The sequence below is a fragment of the Brevibacterium sp. Lmc1 genome (assembly GCF_057654315.1).
Map to the genome: position 1 here is coordinate 3,989,137 of NZ_CM172803.1, position 18,210 is coordinate 4,007,346.

Consider the following 18,210-nt stretch of genomic DNA (forward strand, 5'->3'; position numbering starts at 1 on the left):
CCGTCAGTGCTGCCGCCGTCAACTCGGAGCTCCTGCCGTCAGCGTCCGCGTGAGCACGGCGCTCAGCAGCTTTCGCACCGCTGATTCGCCGGCGTCGACGTCATCGTCGACGGTGACGGAATCGCCGGCGCGCTCGATGACCGGCCGGAACCATGTCCCGCCCTCTCGGCGGAGGAATTCCAATCCTGTCGCACCCCGTCCGGACGCCCAGCTGAGCGTGAGCACACAGTCCTGGTCGACGAGCTCGGTGAGATCCTCGACGACGTGCCCGATCCGTCCCGGCTCGATCCGGCGCAGCAGCTGGTGCCGCGCGAAGTCTTCGAGCCCCTCCCCCTGCAACGCGAGGATCGCATGCGCGATCCCCGGCCCCAGGCACAGTGCCAGGTGGACGGTCTCGACTCCCGATGAAACGACGACGCTGATGCGCGTTCGCACCCGGTTGAGTTCGGAGGCGAAGCCGCGCAGCCATGCGGTGAGCACATCGAGGTCCCGTTTCGCGCCCCCACGGCCCTCGCCCATTCCCGAGGGTGCGGCGCCAGTCCCCGAACCTGCGGCCGCAGTCCCTGCGGTTGCATTGGATCTTTCCGCCTCCGCCGAGGCGGCTCGGGAGTCCCGGTCGACCCGGCGAGGGAGCAGATCGGGCGGCCAAAGACAACGCAGCCGTTCGGGCAGTCTGCTGATCCGGTCGAGGTCGACGACGATCCAACTGTCGATGCCGGCGCCCTCACGTTCGGCGGGGTGAGTGTTCACAGCTGGATCCGCCCGCCCACCGACACGACCTGCAGGTGGAGGTCATACGCCTCGGCGAGCTTCTCCGCCCTCTCGCCCAACTCGTCGATCGATTCTGCGCAAGAGGCCACTCGGTCATCGAGCAGCGCTCCCGCCGGGGAATCCCATCCGTCGATCTGGCGGCAGCTCTGCGCCAGGGAGTGCAGCACCTCCGCTCGCCGCCTCCACTGCTCACGATTGCGCTCCAATTCGTCAGTGATCATGACTCTGCCCTCCCGCCTGCCTGTTCGGCATCCGTGCCCGAATCACTCGACCGTAGGCGGCAGCGGCTCGAGCAGAGAAGCCTCGATTCCAAGGCTGGGGAAGAGGCTTGAGCATCCACAGGGCACAGGCGTCGAAGTCGCCACCGAATCCACAAGGGGCGATGCTCGAGTCTCGTGGTCCCGCCGGCGCCTGGCGATCGGTCGGCGCGGACGGGTGCCGCTCCGATTCGCCGCTCATGAGAAAATGAGGGCATGCCGACTGTTTCCCTTGCCGAAATCTCGCCCGCCATCGCTCTCGGACCGCTTGATGGTCGCTACCGCAAAGACACCGCTGACCTCGTCGATCATCTCTCCGAGGCGGCGCTCAACCGCAACCGCATCATCGTTGAGATCGAATGGTTCATCCATCTCGCACAGAACTCGGTGATCGAGGGCGTTCGCACCCTCACCCCCGATGAGGTCGACGGACTGCGTGCCTTCGCCGCCGACTTCGACGCCGACACCATCGCCACGCTGGCCGCTCATGAAGCCGTCACCGTTCATGACGTCAAGGCCGTCGAATACACAATCAAAGAAGCCCTAGTGACGATCGGCGCCGAGGACCTCGGCGAGCTCGTCCACTTCTGCTGCACGTCCGAAGACATCAACAACCTGTCCTGGGCGCTCGGCATCAAGGGTGCCACCGAACAGGTGTGGCTGCCGAGAGCGAAAGCCCTCATCGACGCTCTCGCCGAGTCCGCCGCGGAACTGGCCGAAGTTCCGATGCTCGCCCACACCCACGGTCAGCCGGCCACTCCGACGACGATGGGCAAGGAGCTCGCGGTCTTCATCCACCGCCTGCGTCGTCAGTACGAACGCATCGCCGCCACAGAGTTCCTCGGCAAGATCAACGGCGCCACGGGCACCTATTCGGCCCATCTGGCCGCTGTGCCGGGAGCGGATTGGCCGCAGATCGCCCGCACCTTCGTCGAAGACCGTCTCGGGCTGACCTTCAACTCGCTGACCACGCAGATCGAGTCCCACGACTGGAACTCCGAGCTGTTCGCCGATATCGCTCGGTTCAACCGGATCGCACACAACCTGGCCACCGATTTGTGGACCTACATCTCGATGAACTACTTCAAACAGATCCCCGTCGCCGGTGCGACCGGTTCGTCGACGATGCCGCACAAGGTCAACCCGATCCGCTTCGAGAACGCCGAAGCGAACCTCGAACTCTCCTGCGCCCTGCTCGATTCCCTCGGCTCGACGCTGATCACCTCGCGGATGCAGCGCGACCTCACCGACTCGACCTCGCAGCGCAATATCGGCGTCGCTTACGGCCACTCGGTCCTCGCGCTCAACAACCTGGTCAAGGGCCTCGGTGCGCTCGCCATCAACGAGGAGGCTCTGGCCGCCGACCTCGACGGCAACTGGGAGGTCCTCGGTGAAGCCGTCCAGTCGGTCATGCGTGCCGCCGGACTGCAGGGCGTGCCGGGAATGGACAACCCGTACGAAACGCTCAAGGAACTCACTCGCGGCAAGCGCATCAACCAAGCTGATCTGCAGACGTTCGTCGACGGTCTCGGACTGCCCGAGGAGCGTGCCGAACTGCTCAAGGCCCTCACGCCCGCCACCTACACCGGTGTCGCGGCTCAGCTCGCCGAGTCCGAGGTCTCGGACTGGAAGGCCTTCAGCGAAGGCTGATCTCAGGGCCTGACAACGCCTCGAGGCCGGTCTCCGAATTCGGAGACCGGCCTCGATGTGCATTTCCCTGGTCGGCCGACGCCGCCCTGACTCAGGCTTGGCGGGTCGCAGCCACATGACTCACGGTTCGCAGCCGCCCTCGCGAGTCAGCCTCGAGAGTCAGACGGAGGGGATGTCGAAGGTCGTCGTGAACTCCGGGACCTTCTCGTCGGTTCCCAGCACCTTGCCGGGTCCGCGTTCATAGCGGATCGTGTAGGCGTCCTGCTTCTCGTTCGGAACATAGGCGAGCCAGCCCTGGTGGGTTCCGCCGTCTCGGCGTCTGACGTCTTCGAAGGGCTCGTAGCCAGCAGCTCGCATTTCGGCTTCGAGGCCGTCGGTCTGGTCGTATCGGTAGTCCGCCCCGCCGTCTTCGGAGATCTTGAATGCTCCGGACTGGATGAGTCCGCTGTATTTCTGCCCTGGGGTGATCTTGACTTCGAGGAGGACTACTTCGCCCCCGAGTTCGATCGCCGATGCCCTCTTGGACGACTCGAAGTTCCGCACCGCAGAGAGCACCTCGATCTTGTCCTGCATCTCCGGATCCTCGAAGCTTTCGCCGATGCTGACCTGCCCCTGGCTGCCGGACGACGCTCCCGAGTCCGAACCGGCGGACCCGTCAGAAGACGAGGCCGACGAGGAGCCCGAGGTCGACTGATCGGAACTCGCGTCCTGACCGCCGGTCTGGTCCTGTCCGGCCTGTTCCTGGCCGTTCTGGTCGGCACTCGACTCCTGACCGTTCTGGTCGCCCTGACCCTGAGCGTTCTGATCCTGGCCGTTCTGATCCTGGTCGCCCTGATCCTGAGCGTCGGCATTCGACTGCTCTCCGGTCTGGCCCTGTTCGGGCTGGACGGCCTGGCTGATGAGCGAGCAGCCCGAGAAGGCGAGTGTGCAGCTGAGCAGGGCCGCAGCGGTGAAGGTGGCACGCTTCATGCGTTTCATGATGACTCCTTAATCGGTCTCTCACACCCGGGAGTCGTTCGCCCGAATGCGTGTTCTGAAACCAACCTATGAGTTCATCGAGCGCGAGATGTGCGCAGAGTGTGGCAGAACGGCAACGTCTGTCACCGATCCGCCGCAGCCCCCGAAGAGTCTCACTCCGCGAGGCGTCGGTGTGCCGCTTTGAGCGGGTCGCGCGAATTCCCCGGCCACGCGCTCAAGCAGGGACGAGATGCTTGTCCGCGTCCACCTCGGCGAGGGTCTTCTTGCCCATGCTGCGAGCGAGGAACAGGGTGGGAACGCCAGCGACGACGATGACGACGGTGGCGTAGATCGCCGGCGCCAGGTTGATGCCCGTCGACGACATGAGTGCCGTGGCGATGAGCGGCGAGAGACCGCCGAAGAGGACGGTGGCGACGTTGTAGCCGATCGCCATGCCGGAGAAACGGCTCGTGCCGGTGAACTGCTCGGGCACCATAGCGGCGGCCACCGCGCTCCACCCGGCGGCGGGAATTGCGAGGAACGCAACACCGAAGACCGCCCCACTCGAGGAGCTGCCGCCCAGCAGAGCGTATGCGGGAATGATCGTGAACACGAAGACAGCCATGAGAACGGCCAGGGCGGGTTTGCGCCCGAACCTGTCGGAGGCCAGGCCGAAGAACGGAGTGACGACGATGGCGACGACGGCCGCGACCGTGCCCAGGGCCAGGGAGCCGGAGTTCGGAACCTTCGCCACCTCTTCGATGTACGTGGGCACATAGGTGATGTTGAGGAAGTAGCTGACCGAGCCGATCGAGGAGATGAGGAAGGCCACGAGGATCGCCCGCGGCTGTTCGAGGATCGCAGTGATGAGCGGGGAGCGCTCGAGGGCCGTGTCCTTCGTGCCCTTCTTCTCCTTCTCTGCCTGCTGCAGCCGTTTGAAGGTCTCGGTCTCCTCCATCATCGACCGCAGCGGAACCATGAGGATGGCGAGCACAGCACCGAGGACGAACAGCAGCCGCCAACCCCAGGAGTCCATTGCCTCGGGGCTGAGCGTATTCGCCAGCAGCGCACCGGACCCCACCGCCAAGAGGGCGCCGACCTCGCTGTTGGCCGCAGCCCAGCTGGCCGCCAATCCGCGCTTTCCCGGTCCCGCCGATTCCATGAGGAAGACCATGATTCCCGTGTATTCCGCGCCGACGGAGAATCCGGACAGGCAGCGCAGGGCGACCATGAGCACGCCTGCCCAGATGCCGATCGTGTCGTAGTTCGGGATCACCGCGATCCCGAGCATGGAGATCGCCATGAGGACCGCGGAGATGATGAGCGTCGATCGTCGCCCGATCCGATCACCGAGGTGGCCGAAGACCATCGCGCCCAAGGGCCGGAAGAGGAATCCCGCCGCGCCGACCCCGAGGGTCAGCAGCAGAGAATCCGTCTGATCGCCGAAGAACTCCTTGGTCAGGGTCGTGGCGACATAGAAGAAGATCGAGAAGTCGTACCATTCGACGACGGTGCCGAATGCGGCGACGAACATCGACCTGCGCCGGCCTCTCTCCCGCTCGCGGCTGGTCGCCTGAGTGGGTGATGCGGGATGGTTCCGATCCGACGCGGTCATTCCCCGAGCGTACCAGCACGCTCGGACATGGGAACCCGCAAAGGACTTCGGCGAAATACTGCCGAGGATTACGGCGGGGACGGGCCGGAGGCTGCAGCGGGAGGGCGCCGAACACGCCGGCACGGAGGGCAACGACCAAAATTATATTACCGACTAGTAGCATCCTGGCGTCGTGGTGATTACGCTGAAGGATATGGACTCACTTCTCAAACAGGACGTACGCATCCCGGTGCCGAGCCGGTACGGATCCAACGACCTCGAGGGACATCTCTTCCTCCCCACGGCCGACCCCCGTGCGGTGCTGACGATCCACCCGGCGACCGCGACTCCGGAACGCTTCTACTTCTCCTTCGCCGAGGCGGCCACCGCGAGAGGGTTCGCCGTGATCACCTACGGCTTCCGCGGCGTCGGCGATCGAACGGAAGCTCGCGCACATCGGCACATCCGCATGCGCGACTGGATCTCCGAAGATGTGGCGGCAGCGGGCGCCTGGGCGGAGGAGAGATTTACTGATCTGCCGCATACGGCGTTGGGCCACAGCGTCGGCGGGCACGCTCTGCTCCTGGGATACGGCGGTCAGCGCCTGAGTGGAATCGCCACGGTCGCCACAGCGATGGTGGCGGCGCGCCAAATCGCACCCCGCAGCGAGCGATTTCGGGTGGAAGTCGGCCTCGGGGTCTTCGGCAGAGCGATCACTCGGGTGTTCGGGTACATGCCAGGCAGCCGAGTGGGACTCGGTGAGGACATTCCCGCTGCCGCTCTCTACGAGTGGACGAAATGGCTGCGCCGCCCCCACTTCTTCTTCGACGACCCGAGCTTCGATGCCGAGGCACGAGCCTCCCGACTGCGCACACCTGTGCTCGCCATCGGCACCTCAGACGATCCTTGGGCGACGCAGGCGTTCATCGATGCGATCACCGACCGGCTGCGACTGGCCCCGGTGACTCGTCGTACCTTCGCCCCGGAGGAGCTCGGAGTGAAGAGCATCGGACATCACGGCCTCATGCGCAGATCGACCGCCGAGGCCGCCTGGCCGGAGATCCTCGACTGGCTCGACGCGCGAGCAGCCGAAGAATAGGTCACTACCGGAGATTCTCCGCGCCCAGAAGTATCCGATTGCGACCACTTTCCGGTCGCCAGTATCCGTTTGCGACCACTTCTCGGCTGACCGGCCCTCAACTGCGGGCGACGCCGAACACTCTCAGCCGCGGGTGACGTCGACGGACCTCAGCGCCGCGTGACGCCGAACAGCGAGTCGGTGAAGCGATTGCCGAACATGGCCTCCGGATCCAGTCGAGCCCGCAGATCGCAGAAGTCCGCGAATCGCGGATAGAGCTCGTGCAGGTCAGCAGCGGTACGAGTGTGGATCTTGCCCCAGTGCGGTCGGCCGCCGTGCCGGCACAGGATCTCCTCGACGACGCGGAAGTACTCGGCGAAGTCCTCTTTGATGAAGCGGTGGACGGCGATGTACATCGTCTCCCGCCCCGATGCCGTCGACAGCGGCACATCATCGGCGGCGGCGCACCGAACCTCGACGGGGAATGAGATCGCCCACCCCTTGGCCTCGATGACGTCTCTGATCTCCCGAATCGCCTCGGACCCGGAGTCGAAGGGCAGCGCGTATTCCATCTCGTTGAACCGCACCCGCCGTGGGGTGACGAACACATCGTGACCCGGCGCCCGGTACGTCCGGTCTGCCACGACGGACTGAGCGATCCGATTGATCGAGGGCACCACGGCCGGGACCTTGGCACCGAGCTCGACGGCCAGCCGCAGCGCCCCGTTCTCCACCACCTCTTTGTCGAGGAGGTTGAGCCACCGGTTGCGCCCCCCCGCCTCGGCGAGGTGACCCGGCCCGGCATGCCCAGGCTCGACCCGGGTGTTCGTCTTCGTCAGCACCGAATCGGTGTGCGGGAACCAGTAGAACTCGAAATGGTCTGCCCCGCGCATCCGCTCGGTGAGCCCATCGAGGAGCTCGTCGAATCCGGCGACCTTCTCCTCGGCGATGAGGTCGAAGGCAGGCACGCACTGGAGTTCGACCTCGGTGATGACTCCGAGGACGCCGAGGCTGACCCGTGCGAGGTCGAAGATCTCCGGTTCCGCCTCGGCCGACAGCTCCCGTACTTCGCCGTCGGGGCCCATGAGGCTCAGTCCGGTGACGGTCCCGGCGAACCCGGTGAACCCGATCCCGGTGCCGTGTGTGCTCGTCGAGATCGCACCGGCAAGGGCTTGCGGATTGACGTCACCCTGGTTCTCCAGGGCCAGGCCGAAGGGTGCGAGGAGGGCGGGAATGTCCCGCAGTCGGGTGCCGGCGTGGAAGCGGACCCGGTCGGCCGCCTCGTCGACGGCGACGATCCCCGACAGTCCGTCGAGGCTGACCATGACGTCATCGCCGGCGGCCACGGGAGTGAACGAATGCCCGGCCCCGACGACCCGCAGACGGTCCCCGGCCGCTGCAGCGGCCGTGACGATTCCCGATAGCTCTTCCGCCGAGGCGGGGCTCGAGAATGTGTGCGGATGTGCGTGGACGTGCCCGGCCCAGTTCCGGAACGCTCGTCGCTGCGCGGTCCGAGCGCGCGCTTGAGTGCTTCGGCCTCTGTTCATCGTGCTCACAGCACCAGTCCCTCTCCCCTGTATGTCGACCAGGTGTCGATGATCGTCGATCCCGAGACGACGAGGAATTCGTTGAAATGTTCGGCCAGTTCGCCTGCTTTCGCATGCCTGAACCACACGAGATCCCCGATGCGCAGCGATTCCGTGCCGGGCCCGGTCAGCGGAGTCTGCACCTCGCCGGGACCCTCGAGACCGGAGTACTCGAGGCCCGGCGGCCAGGCGATGGTCGGCAGCCGGTCGGAACCAGGAACCCCCGACGCGATGAATCCGCCTTTGAAGACCGTCACCCAGCCAGGGCCGGGCCTGCGCACGACGGGCGTGGCGAAGTACGCGGCCGGCCGATGCCGGAAGTGCGTATAGCCGTCGAAGAGTCCCGGGGAGAAGAGGCCGGATCCGGCGGCGAGTTCGGTCAGAGTGCCCTCGACGGAGCTGGATTCGAACGAACCGGTCCCCCCGCCGTTGACGAATTCGAGGTCGGCAACCTCGCGGACTGCGGCGATGACGGCTGCTCGCCGTTCGGCGAGTTCGGTGATCGAGGCCTTCTGCATAGCGCGCACGATCGTCTGCCGCACCGAGCGTCCGGCATCGGCGGTGCCGGCGATCTGCCCCTCGTAGAACATCATCCCGACGAGGTCGAAACCGGGCCGCGCCGCGACCTGCCGGGCAAGCGCGATGGCCGCTCGCCCGTCACGGATCGGCGAGCGCCTGGCCCCGATATGGACGCGGTCGCCCAACCAGGATTCGGCCGGTCGATAGGAGGAGTCGACGTCGATGCACACCCGCACCGAGGCGGCTCCCGCCTCGGTGAGGTTCTCTCGGACGTCGTCGATGATGTCGAGGTGGTCCACGGAATCGATCATCAGGGTGATGTTCGTGCACGCTCCCGACTCGGCGAACATCCGACTCAGGGAAGCTCGGTCGAGGCTGGGATAGCCGATCACGATATCGCGGATGCCGCGGACGTGGAGGAACAGCGCCTCGGGGACGGAATAGGCGAGCACCCCGGAAAATGCGGGATGGGCGAGCGCCCGGTCGATGGCGGCGGGCACGCGCAGGGACTTCGTGGCCAGGCGGATCGGCAGTCCGCGAGCCCGTTCGGCAAGGGCGTCGAGGTTCGCGTCGAAGGCGTCGAGATCGAGGACGGCGGTGGGTGCGCCGGTCCCCTTCAGCGCCCTCCGCAGATCACTCGAAACCATATTCGGTAGTCTAGCCTGCGATGACCTACGTCACAGAAAGAGGAAGCCGATGAGTACAAAGACCACCGCACGCACCTCCGAAGCAGACGCTGCCGGGACCCCTTCCGCGCATGTCACCGCGGCGCTGCGGGACTTCCTCGACACCGATCCGTACGCTGACGCCTCCGGCTCGGGCGAGGTGGTGCGCGGAGTCGAGCCGTTCACCGGCCAGGAGGTCGACAGGTTCGCCCGGAACACTCCCGAAGATATCGAGGCTGCCTACGCCACCGCGCGCATTGCCGGCGAAGCATGGGCCGCTCAGTCGGTCGAGCACCGAGCGAAGGTGCTCACCCGACTGCATTCCGCACTGGTCCGCAATGAGGATCTGCTCCTCGACATCATCCAGTACGAGACCGGCAAGGCCCGCATCCACGCCTATGACGAGATCCTCGATACCTTCAATGTGCTCCGCCACTACGGGGTGATGGCCGCCCGCTATCTGCGCCCCGAACGACGGCGCGGAGCCATCCCCGTGCTCACCCGCACCGAGGTCACCCGCACCCCACTGGGCGTGATCGGCTTCATCACACCATGGAACTACCCGCTGACCCTGGGGGCGACCGACCTGTTCGCCGCCCTGACCGCCGGCAATGCCGTCGTCCACAAACCCGACTCGACGACGACGCTGACCTCGGTGTTCATGCGCAGGCTGGCGATCGCCGCCGGCCTGCCCGCCGAGGTCTGGCAGCTCGTGCCCGGGCCCTCCGCCGAGGTCGGACCCGCGCTCATGGCCGGCGCCGACGGAATCTCGTTCACCGGGTCGACGGCCGCTGGGCGGTCGATCGCCGCCGAGGCGGGTCAGCGTCTGCTCCCCGCCGCACTCGAGCTCGGAGGCAAGAATCCCCTGATCGTGGCCGCCGATGCGGATCTGGAGAAGGCCGTCGAGGGTGCTGTGCGCGGATCGTTCTCGTCGGCCGGGCAGCTGTGCATCTCCATCGAGCGCATCTACGTCCACGAGGACCTCTATGAGACCTTCTGCGCCCATTTCGCCGAGGCGGCCCGTGCCTACCGTCTCAGCGCCGCGTTCGAGTACGGCCCGGACATGGGCACCTTGGCGGGACCGAAGCAGCTCGAGACGATCACCAACCATGTCGAGCAGGCGCGCAGCGCCGGTGCCACGGTTCTCGCCGGAGGACACCCGGTGCCCGATCTCGGCCCCTACTTCTACGCCCCGACCGTGCTCACGGATGTTCCTCCTGAGGCGGAGCTGCATCGCGAGGAGACCTTCGGTCCCGTCGTCTCCGTCTATTCGGTGCCGTCGGATGCCGCGGCGATCGCTGCGGCCAATGACAGCGACTACGGACTCTCGGCATCGGTGTACTCACGCTCCCACGGGCGTGAGATCGCGCGGCAGGTCGAGGCCGGAATGGTCAACATCAACGAGGTCTACCCGGCCAGCTGGGGATCCATCGACGCACCAGCCGGCGGAGTCAAGGCCTCGGGAATGGGCCACCGGCACGGCCCTGAGGGCCTCTTTCAGTTCATGCACTCGCACACGATCGCGCAGCAGCGCCTCCACCCGATCGCACCGGCCGGCCCCCTCGACCAGGCGAAGTTCGCGAAGGCCATGACCGGGGCGCTGCAGGCCATGCGGTCCCTGCGCATGAAGTAGACCGGCGAATATAGGTGGGGGTCAGTTGACGTTGTCGAAGAATTCGTGCGCCACCGGCACGGCCGCCTCGGCGCCGAATCCGCCGTCTTCGACGAGCACGGCCACGGCCAGGTCGCCCTGGAATCCGGCGAACCACGAATGGGTGCGCGGCGGGGAGTCATTGCCGTATTCGGCTGTTCCGGTTTTGCCGTGGACGGGATCGCCGGGAACGTCCTTGAGATCGGTGGCGGTGCCCTCGGTGACGACCGCTCGCATCATCTTCGAGATCTCCTTCGCCGCTTGGCCATCAAGGGCCGGAGGATCGTCAGCCCCTTCCGCACCCGACTCGTCGACGCCGGCATCGTCGAGGGCATCACCGAGCACGAGCTGCGGGTCCACGGTCTCCCCGGCCTGCACCGAGGCGGCCATCGTCGCCACGGACAGCGGGCTCGCCTGCACCTTGCCCTGACCGATCATCTGCGCAGCATGCGTGACCTCGTCGTCGTCGGCCGGCACCGAGGCGGTCTTCGCTCCGATGCCCAATGTCGCAGCCGTCATGCCCAGCTGCTCGGCTGCTGCGGTCAGGTCGTCGCCGGTGACCTCGTCCCCGGAGGAGACGAAAGCGGTGTTGCACGAGTGTGCGAAGTCGCTGGCGAAGCTGACGTCGCCGAGCACTTCATCTTCGGCGTTCTTGAACCTCTTGCCACCGACCGTCGCTGTCTGCGGGCAGTCGATCGTGTCGTCCGGCTTCACTCCGGATTCGAGGAGCGCGAGGCCCGAAGCGATCTTGAACACCGAGCCGGGAGCGTACTGGCCGCTCAGCGCTCGGTCCCAGGCCGCTCCTTCCGGGTCGTGGTTGGCCACGGCGAGGACGTGACCGTCGCTCGGTCGGATGGCGACGAGAGCTGTCGGTTTCCTGCCGGTCGCAGCCGCCTTGTCCGCGGCTTCTTGGATCCGCACATCGAGGGTGGTCTCGAGATTCTCGCCGTCTTCGGCTGTGAAGGCATGGAGACTCGTCAGCTTCGTCGTTCCGCCCGTGTCATCGCTCGCATCGCCTTTCGCGAAGACTTCGACGCCGCCGGGTCCGCTCAGCCGATTGTTGAATGTCTTCTGCAGACCCGTGCGGCCGATGATCTCGCCGGGGATGATCGTGGCCTGGGATTTCTCGATGTCGTCGGCGCTGGCCTGCCCCACGGAACCGAGGGTGGCCTGGGCGAACCCGCGGGACCGGGTCAGGGTCTGGGTATCCTCGGTGAACAGCACTCCCGGCAGATCGTGGATGGCGTCCTTGACCGACTTGTAGTCGCCTTCGCGCAGCGTCACGACGGGGACGAGCTGGTTGCCTTCGGCGTCATCGACGGACTTCTCGAGATCATCGGCGTCGAGGTCGAGGGAGTCGACACCGTCGTTGAGTCCGCTGACGAGTCGGCCGATGGTGTCGGGTTCGAGTCGATTCGGGTGGACGCCGATGTCGACGACCTTCTCCTCCTCCATGAGCACTTCATCATCGGCACCGAGGATGTTCCCCCTCCTTCCCTGGTTCGCGCGCAGTTCGAAGCGACCGCCCTTGCCGAGCTTCGGGTGGATGGCCTTCTCCGTGAGATCCGCCCACCAGAAGAGCCCGTTCTTCTCCAGGGGCAGCTGCGAACTGTACTCCCAGGACTCTCCGTCGTTGTTCGCCCACGTCCAATCGAGTGTGGCCAGGGTCCGACCGTCGGCCTCGGTGATGTCGTCGACGGTGACCGACCGCAGGTCGACCTTCGTGCCCAATGCCTTCGTGACGCGGTCGAACAGGCCCTGGGCGAGGTCCTTCTCATGCCAGATGTCCGAGCTCAGCTGCTCTTCGGCGAGGTCGTGGGCGGCCGCCTCGGCGGCGGAGGACTTCGTCATCGGCAGCCGGAAGAGAGCGAAGACTCCGGCTCCGGCGAGCAGCACGAGGACGAAGGCGACGGCCAGCCAGACCCGGGACTTCTTCGACATGGAACCATCCTCTACCGGGGTTCGCCCGATGTCCATTGCCCTGCGGCGAGACCGGCGCAACGTCGGCCCCACGACCGATTGTTGGGGCGATCCACGGCGGTTTCGGCGTTCAGAACGCCGTGGATCGGCCCAACAGTGCTTGCGGCGTCGGTCACGGGCGCGGTGACAGAGCGATCAGCCCGCGGCGTCGGTCACGGTCGGCTGCTCGCGCAAGTAATCCGCGGTCAGCCTGCGTCGGGGACGACGGTGTATTCGAGGACGGGACGACCGGCCGAACCGTATCGGGGACGGCGTTCGAGCATGCCGGCGTCGGCCATGGATTCGAGGTAGCGGCGAGCGGTGACTCGGGAGACCCCGAGCCCTTCGGCCAGCTCTGCTGCGGACTGGCCGGGATTCTCATCGAGCAGGCTCTTCACCTCGGCTTGGACCGCATCGGGCACTCCCTTCGCGGTCGCCGCCACGGTGTGCGTGCGCAGGGCCGAGATCGCTTTGTCGACCTCGGTCTGGGTGACCTCGCCGTCGTTCGAATCCCCGCCGAGGCGGTTGCGGAAGGACGAATACGCCTCGAGTTTGGATTTGAAGACGGGGAAGGTGAAGGGCTTGATGATGTACTGGGCGACGCCGTAGGACAGAGCCTCCTGCACGATCTGCATATCCCTGGCAGCGGTGACCGCGATGATGTCGACGTCGACGCGTTGGCCGCGGATAGCGCGGCAGACCTGCAGCCCGTGCCCGTCGGGCAGGTTCATATCGAGGAGGACGAGATGGACGCCGGAGGGATCGAGGCCGTAGATCTGGCCTGTGAGAGCAGCCATCGCCTGAGTGGCATTCTTCGCCACTCCGGCGACGTGATAGCCGTCGATGCGGTCGATGTACTTCGCGTGAGCACGGGCGGCGACCACCTCATCCTCGACGACGAGCACACCGATGCTCGATTCAGGCGCAGTTGTGTCCGACATGCCGCCAGTCTATCTTCACCCGTTTGACAGCGTCCCGGATCGTGTTGCAGTCCCGTCACATCCGGTTCCGGTCCACCTGGGCGGTGCCGGCATCACCGGCGATCACCCGCCCCTATCCGCCCCGCCCCTATCCGACCTGCCCGTCGCCGGACTGTCCGGAACCCGACCTGCCTGCCGCGGTCTGACCCGCCCCGATCTGACCCACATTCCCCGGGTCGGGCAGCCACACCGTGAGCACTGCGCCCTTGAATCGGTCGCAGTCCTCCCCGTGGCCCTGCACGTCGACGGCTCCCCCGAGGCGGCGGATCGCCTGCACGACCAGGGACAGCCCGACCCCGCGGGTGCCCGTCTGCTGGCGACCCTGTCCCTGGTCGGTCTCGACGCCATCGTGCTTCGTCGACCAGCCGCGCTCGAAGATCGCGTCGAGGTATTCCTCGTCGATTCCCGGGCCGTCATCGCTGACCTCGATCGTGAATCCGCCGGGACCGCCGGAGCCGGAGAGTTCGACATGGACTCTCTTGTCCTCGGGCAGTACGTCCTGCCTGCTCAGGGCGTCGAAGGCATTGTCGACGAGGTTGCCGAGGATCGTTGCGAGGTCGCGATCGTCCCCGCCGAGGTTGCCCGTGAGGTCCGCGGTGTCCACCGTCATCTCGATGCCCGCCTCGGCGGCTTGGGCGATCTTCGACAGCAGCAGCGCCGAGAGGACAGGATGGTCGAAGGTCATCGACCCGTCACCGTTGACCCGGTTGAGATCGTCGATGTCCTTGGCCGCGAAGTCGATGGCCTCATCGACGTGCCCGGTCTCGAGCAGGGACACGACCATGTGCAGCCGGTTCGCGTATTCATGGGTCTGCGCGCGAAGGGAATCGGAGAAGGAGCGCACGGAGACGAGTTCGCCGGAGAGCTCGGCCAGCTCCGTGTGATCGCGCATGGTCACGACCCACGTGTCGCTGGCCGCCTCGGTGGGCTGCTGATTGACGACGAGGACACGGTCGTCGGTGTAGTGGATCTCGTCACGAGCCCACCGTCCGGAAGCGAGCAGATCGTGCAGCGCCTCGGGCAGGTCGAGTTCGCGCAGCGGCATCTCCTCCGCCGAGGTGGGGCCCGAGTCCGCATCGTCGCCGGCGGGCGGCATGCCCAGCAGTTCCCGGGCCTCGGTGTTGATGAGCACGATCCCGCGGGCTCGGTCGACGAGCAGCAGTCCTTCGGAGACGGCCGTGAGCACGGAGGAGTAGAAGTCGAGCATGCTGCGCAGCTCGTCGGCACCGTAGTCACCGGTGACCCTGCGCAGTCCCCGCGATGTCACCCAGGACGAACCGATGCCGAGGACGAGGGTGAGGACGGCGATGCCGATGAGCCATTTGCCCTGCGCCAGGAAGCCTTCGCGGACCGAATCTGCGGAGCTGCCGACGATGACGGCGCCGACCACGGTGTCCGATCTCAGTCCGTCGACGCCGACGTGCTCGGCGTAGACGGGGGTGACGACGTACATGGTGCCGTCGGCCGGGCCGCCGTCGTTGATGAAGCGCACGGTCGACCTGCCATTCTGCAGGGCCTGTCCGTCGACGGCCTGGGCCAGCTGGTCGATGGAGTCCTCGGGGATCTTCCCGGAATCCGCCGAGGCGGTCTTCGCTTCCAGCGCCTGCTGGCGTCCGGGTGAGCCCAGGGTCGGTGGGGTGAGGAGGAAGTCGATGGGCACGACCGCGGCGATGTCGAAGCCGTATTGGCTGATGACGTTGTCCAGCAGCGTCTGAACGTCGTCGCGGGATTCGGAGTCGAGGTAGTCGTCCTGGCCGACGTCACCGGTGCCGACGAGGCCCAGTGACATCGAGATGTTGTCCGCGGCCGACCGCAGCAGGTCCTGTTCGCGCTTCGTGTTGAGCTGGGAGAGCTGGAGGTAGAGCAGACTCGTCGTGAGCACCATGATGCCCACGAGCATGATCGAGTTCGCGAACATGATCCGCCCGGCCGCGGAAAGGCGGACCCACCGACTCAGGCGACCCACCGGTCCGGCGGGCCCCTTCGACAGCACGGTGCGCTTCTTCTTCGGCATGGAATCCATTGTGCCACCCGCCCAGCCGCCGTCTGCCTGATCGGGCCGGCAGCTCATTCGGCGGGTTCAGAGGGCCGGCTGGGTCAGTCCGCCTAGTCAGTCAGCCGCGCCATTCCGGCCGGTCGGCCTGCCGGGTTCAGAGCGTCAGGCTGATGGGCCCGGCGGGGACCGCGGAGCACACGAGCACCTCGTCGCTCTCGACGCGGGCGGCGGGTTCGATCGGATAGAGCACGGACCCGGCGGCCAGGGTCACCGAACAGGTTCCGCAGGATCCGCCTCGGCAGGAGCTCGGCGAGCGGAATCCGCGCGCTTCCAAGGATTCGAGCAGGGTGCCTTCCTGCGGCTGCCAGACGAAGCTCGTGCCCGATTCCTCCAGTGTCACCTCGGCGGGCGAGCATGCGGCGATGGCCTCGCTCATCCCCGTGTTCGGAGAGGCGAAGGTCTCCTGGTGGACGGCGGGAACGCCGGCCTCGTCAGCGGCGGCGAGCACGGCCGCCGTGAAGTCGCGGGGTCCGCAGACCATGACGTTGTCACAGCCGGCCACCCAATCCACGAGCTCCCGGTGGCCGGGTCGACCGGCCGTCGCGGTGTCGCGGTGGTGGGTCTCGACGGGCACGGCACCCGAGTGGGCACGGTCCTGCAGCCGGTTCCACAGGCAGGCGGTGCGGTGGTCGCGGTCGACGTGGACGAGGCGGATCCGGTCGGTGGCGGGCAGGTCGGCCAGCCCATCGCTGCGCAGCAGTCCGAGGCTCGGGGTGATGCCGATTCCCGCGGTGATCAGGGCCGTTGTGCCGCCGAAGACGCGGGAGGCGGTCATGGTTCCGTGCGGGCCGGAGGTGAGGATCCGCTGCCCCTCGTCCAGCGACGCCACGGCGCGGGAGCCCTTGCCTTGGGTGCGCACGGCGATGCGGACGATGTCGCCGTCGACGTCGGTGATCGTATAGGTTCGCCAGAACGGTGCGCCGAGGTCGAGATGGACGCGCAGGTTCGTGCCCGGCTCGTCGAATTCGCGGATCCAGCCGAGGTCGTCGCGCAGGGCCACCTCGACGATGTCGTTGCAGATCTGCCGGCGGCCGACGACGGTCATGAACCGCGGAGTTCGTGCGACCTTGACCAGTTCCCGCGGGGCCGGGCCTTCGACCGTGATCTCGTCGCCGGCCGCGACATCGCCGGTCTCGAGGATCTGCCCGTAGATTCCGCAGTGCAGATGCCCGCAGGCGGAGTTGAGCAGACGTGGGACGTTGACGTCGACCTCGGTGGTCGTCGGGTTGACGGTCGTCGCCGGGCAGCGTTCGATCGTCGAACGGATCGCCAGGCGCACGCCGCCGAGGCGGATGATCGAACCGATGAGCGCGAACTCCTCGAACGGGGCGAGTCCGTCGACGAGGATGTTGCCGCGGAACCGCAGCGGGTCGAGCTCGGCTGTGGGAGTGACCGGGTCGTCCGTGTCCGCCGGGTCGACCGCCGTACGACCGGCAGCTTCCGCGCTCAACCCGAGGGCCGCGCGGCCCTCGTCGGTATCGGCGATCGCGGCGACCGTGGCGGGGTTGATGAGCGAGATTCCCGAGCGCTGCGAGTCGAACATCCCCTGATCGGCGACGGCCAGGCAGCGCGGGAATGTACCCTGAGGGGGTATCCGCTCGGAGAGGAACATCGCCGAGGCGGCCCTGCCCTCTTCGTCATCAGTGGAGAAAGTCGTCGACTCCCCCGTCGGGGCCGTGAGGGTCACGGTCGCGGAAATATCGTCGACCGCCTCGGCGGGGGCGCTCCGGCCATCCGGATCAGGTCCGGGCGCGGATTCGGCGCCGACCGCCTCGGGGAGGGTCGTTGCGACCTGCCATTTCTGCAGGTCGGTGTCGTTCTTGAGCACGGTGAAGGCGGAGTACGAGTGCCAGGCGTCGGCGGGGACGTCGAGGCTGCCATTAGTGAACGCCGCGATCCGGTCGCCGCGGATTCCGCGGTCCTTGACCACTCGGGCCTCGGTGAGCTCCTCGGCGGGGAATCCCTTGACCGGGAACCGGAACAGTCTGGCAGCACGCATGATTCGATTGTAGGAGCCGGAGAACACGTCAGGGTCAGGGTGAGAGCAAACGCACAGCCGCCTCGGCGAGGATCGACCTTGATTTATACCCTATAGGGGTATACGGTGTGAATATGACTGAGCAACATGGATACACCCCGCAGAAGGACGCTCTCGCGCGGAGGATGAAGCGGATCGAAGGTCAGGTCCGCGGAATCGGGAAGATGATCGAAGAGGACAAGTACTGCATCGACATCCTCACCCAGGTCTCCGCCGCGACAGCCGCGCTGCACGCGGTCTCCATCAACCTCCTCGAAGAGCACATAGCTCACTGCGTGGTCGACGCCGCCTCATCGGGCGACGACGAAGAAGCGCGGAAGAAGGTCGAGGAGGCATCAGCCGCCATCTCCCGACTCATCAAGAGCTGAGCGGAGGGCCGCGTCCGCCCGATCGGGGTGCGACGACGCCTGAGGCTCTGACATCGGGAAGCACTCACAGCTGATAGGAGA

Annotated in this window: 14 protein-coding genes; 4 read left to right on the top strand and 10 right to left on the bottom strand. The window is 66.5% G+C overall.

Translation table 11 applies throughout. From position 1 onward, the window contains the following. Nucleotides 1-18: 18 nt before the first annotated feature. Complete coding sequence (locus AC239G_RS17885) at nt 19-750, bottom strand: hypothetical protein (protein ID WP_482400950.1); 732 nt, start codon at nt 748-750, stop codon at nt 19-21. Next, entirely contained in the window at nt 747-992 is a 246-nt protein-coding gene (locus AC239G_RS17890; RefSeq protein ID WP_139909343.1) for a hypothetical protein, read from the bottom strand. The genes AC239G_RS17885 and AC239G_RS17890 overlap by 4 nt, the downstream gene beginning before the upstream one ends. Nucleotides 993-1,244: 252 nt before the next feature. Here AC239G_RS17890 and purB point away from each other — a divergent pair, with 252 nt between their 5' ends. Then, nucleotides 1,245-2,678 carry an adenylosuccinate lyase gene (gene purB, locus AC239G_RS17895; RefSeq protein WP_482400951.1) on the top strand — a complete coding sequence of 478 codons (1,434 nt, stop codon included), beginning with the start codon at nt 1,245-1,247 and terminating at the stop codon, nt 2,676-2,678. A gap of 159 nt (nt 2,679-2,837) precedes the next feature. On the opposite strand, the gene AC239G_RS17900 is transcribed toward purB, so the two are convergent. Both AC239G_RS17900 and AC239G_RS17905 read right to left on the bottom strand, forming a co-directional pair. After that, on the bottom strand, nt 2,838-3,656 hold the full coding sequence (locus AC239G_RS17900) for a transcriptional regulator (protein WP_458310403.1): 819 nt from the start codon (nt 3,654-3,656) through the stop codon (nt 2,838-2,840). A gap of 214 nt (nt 3,657-3,870) precedes the next feature. Beyond that, on the bottom strand, nt 3,871-5,250 hold the full coding sequence (locus AC239G_RS17905; RefSeq protein WP_482400952.1) for an MFS transporter: 1,380 nt from the start codon (nt 5,248-5,250) through the stop codon (nt 3,871-3,873). A 193-nt stretch (nt 5,251-5,443) separates the two neighbouring features. Between AC239G_RS17905 and AC239G_RS17910 the strand changes: the two genes are divergently transcribed. Then, complete coding sequence (locus AC239G_RS17910; protein ID WP_482400953.1) at nt 5,444-6,328, top strand: alpha/beta hydrolase family protein; 885 nt, start codon at nt 5,444-5,446, stop codon at nt 6,326-6,328. 149 nt (nt 6,329-6,477) lie between these two features. Here the strand turns inward: AC239G_RS17910 and AC239G_RS17915 are convergent, their stop codons facing one another. Beyond that, nucleotides 6,478-7,854, bottom strand: coding sequence for a D-arabinono-1,4-lactone oxidase (locus AC239G_RS17915; protein ID WP_487490125.1), 1,377 nt, complete (start codon nt 7,852-7,854; stop codon nt 6,478-6,480). Nucleotides 7,855-7,859: 5 nt separating this feature from the next. Next, on the bottom strand, nt 7,860-9,059 hold the full coding sequence (locus AC239G_RS17920) for an amino acid deaminase/aldolase (RefSeq protein ID WP_487489434.1): 1,200 nt from the start codon (nt 9,057-9,059) through the stop codon (nt 7,860-7,862). 49 nt (nt 9,060-9,108) lie between these two features. On the opposite strand from AC239G_RS17920, the gene AC239G_RS17925 reads away from it, so the two are divergent. Next, complete coding sequence (locus tag AC239G_RS17925; RefSeq protein ID WP_482400955.1) at nt 9,109-10,710, top strand: succinic semialdehyde dehydrogenase; 1,602 nt, start codon at nt 9,109-9,111, stop codon at nt 10,708-10,710. Nucleotides 10,711-10,731: 21 nt separating this feature from the next. On the opposite strand, the gene AC239G_RS17930 is transcribed toward AC239G_RS17925, so the two are convergent. The 4 genes from AC239G_RS17930 to AC239G_RS17945 all read right to left on the bottom strand — a co-directional run bounded on the left by AC239G_RS17930 (nt 10,732) and on the right by AC239G_RS17945 (nt 17,722). Further along, nucleotides 10,732-12,669, bottom strand: coding sequence for a penicillin-binding transpeptidase domain-containing protein (locus AC239G_RS17930; RefSeq protein WP_482400956.1), 1,938 nt, complete (start codon nt 12,667-12,669; stop codon nt 10,732-10,734). A gap of 224 nt (nt 12,670-12,893) precedes the next feature. Further along, nucleotides 12,894-13,628: a response regulator gene (locus AC239G_RS17935; protein ID WP_139467467.1), complete on the bottom strand. Its 735-nt coding sequence runs from the start codon at nt 13,626-13,628 to the stop codon at nt 12,894-12,896. 127 nt (nt 13,629-13,755) lie between these two features. Beyond that, nucleotides 13,756-15,681 (bottom strand): sensor histidine kinase, encoded by a 1,926-nt coding sequence (locus AC239G_RS17940; protein WP_139909350.1) that lies wholly within the window; start codon nt 15,679-15,681, stop codon nt 13,756-13,758. A gap of 136 nt (nt 15,682-15,817) precedes the next feature. Beyond that, nucleotides 15,818-17,722 (bottom strand): MOSC domain-containing protein, encoded by a 1,905-nt coding sequence (locus tag AC239G_RS17945; protein WP_487489435.1) that lies wholly within the window; start codon nt 17,720-17,722, stop codon nt 15,818-15,820. Nucleotides 17,723-17,835: 113 nt separating this feature from the next. Between AC239G_RS17945 and AC239G_RS17950 the strand changes: the two genes are divergently transcribed. Next, nucleotides 17,836-18,129, top strand: a complete 294-nt coding sequence (locus AC239G_RS17950; protein WP_487489436.1) for a metal-sensitive transcriptional regulator — start codon at nt 17,836-17,838, stop codon at nt 18,127-18,129. Nucleotides 18,130-18,210: the final 81 nt, after the last annotated feature.

What these genes read in the sequence shown, in the direction of transcription:
- AC239G_RS17940 (WP_139909350.1), bottom strand. Translation starts at nt 15,681, where the DNA reads ATGCCGAAGAAGAAGCGCACCGTGCTGTCGAAGGGGCCCGCCGGACCG.
- AC239G_RS17950 (WP_487489436.1), top strand. Translation starts at nt 17,836, where the DNA reads ATGACTGAGCAACATGGATACACCCCGCAGAAGGACGCTCTCGCGCGG.
- AC239G_RS17900 (WP_458310403.1), bottom strand. Translation starts at nt 3,656, where the DNA reads ATGAAACGCATGAAGCGTGCCACCTTCACCGCTGCGGCCCTGCTCAGC.
- AC239G_RS17905 (WP_482400952.1), bottom strand. Translation starts at nt 5,250, where the DNA reads ATGACCGCGTCGGATCGGAACCATCCCGCATCACCCACTCAGGCGACC.
- AC239G_RS17935 (WP_139467467.1), bottom strand. Translation starts at nt 13,628, where the DNA reads ATGTCGGACACAACTGCGCCTGAATCGAGCATCGGTGTGCTCGTCGTC.
- AC239G_RS17930 (WP_482400956.1), bottom strand. Translation starts at nt 12,669, where the DNA reads ATGTCGAAGAAGTCCCGGGTCTGGCTGGCCGTCGCCTTCGTCCTCGTG.
- AC239G_RS17925 (WP_482400955.1), top strand. Translation starts at nt 9,109, where the DNA reads ATGAGTACAAAGACCACCGCACGCACCTCCGAAGCAGACGCTGCCGGG.
- AC239G_RS17910 (WP_482400953.1), top strand. Translation starts at nt 5,444, where the DNA reads ATGGACTCACTTCTCAAACAGGACGTACGCATCCCGGTGCCGAGCCGG.
- AC239G_RS17945 (WP_487489435.1), bottom strand. Translation starts at nt 17,722, where the DNA reads ATGCGTGCTGCCAGACTGTTCCGGTTCCCGGTCAAGGGATTCCCCGCC.
- AC239G_RS17915 (WP_487490125.1), bottom strand. Translation starts at nt 7,854, where the DNA reads ATGAACAGAGGCCGAAGCACTCAAGCGCGCGCTCGGACCGCGCAGCGA.
- AC239G_RS17920 (WP_487489434.1), bottom strand. Translation starts at nt 9,059, where the DNA reads ATGGTTTCGAGTGATCTGCGGAGGGCGCTGAAGGGGACCGGCGCACCC.
- AC239G_RS17890 (WP_139909343.1), bottom strand. Translation starts at nt 992, where the DNA reads ATGATCACTGACGAATTGGAGCGCAATCGTGAGCAGTGGAGGCGGCGA.
- purB (WP_482400951.1), top strand. Translation starts at nt 1,245, where the DNA reads ATGCCGACTGTTTCCCTTGCCGAAATCTCGCCCGCCATCGCTCTCGGA.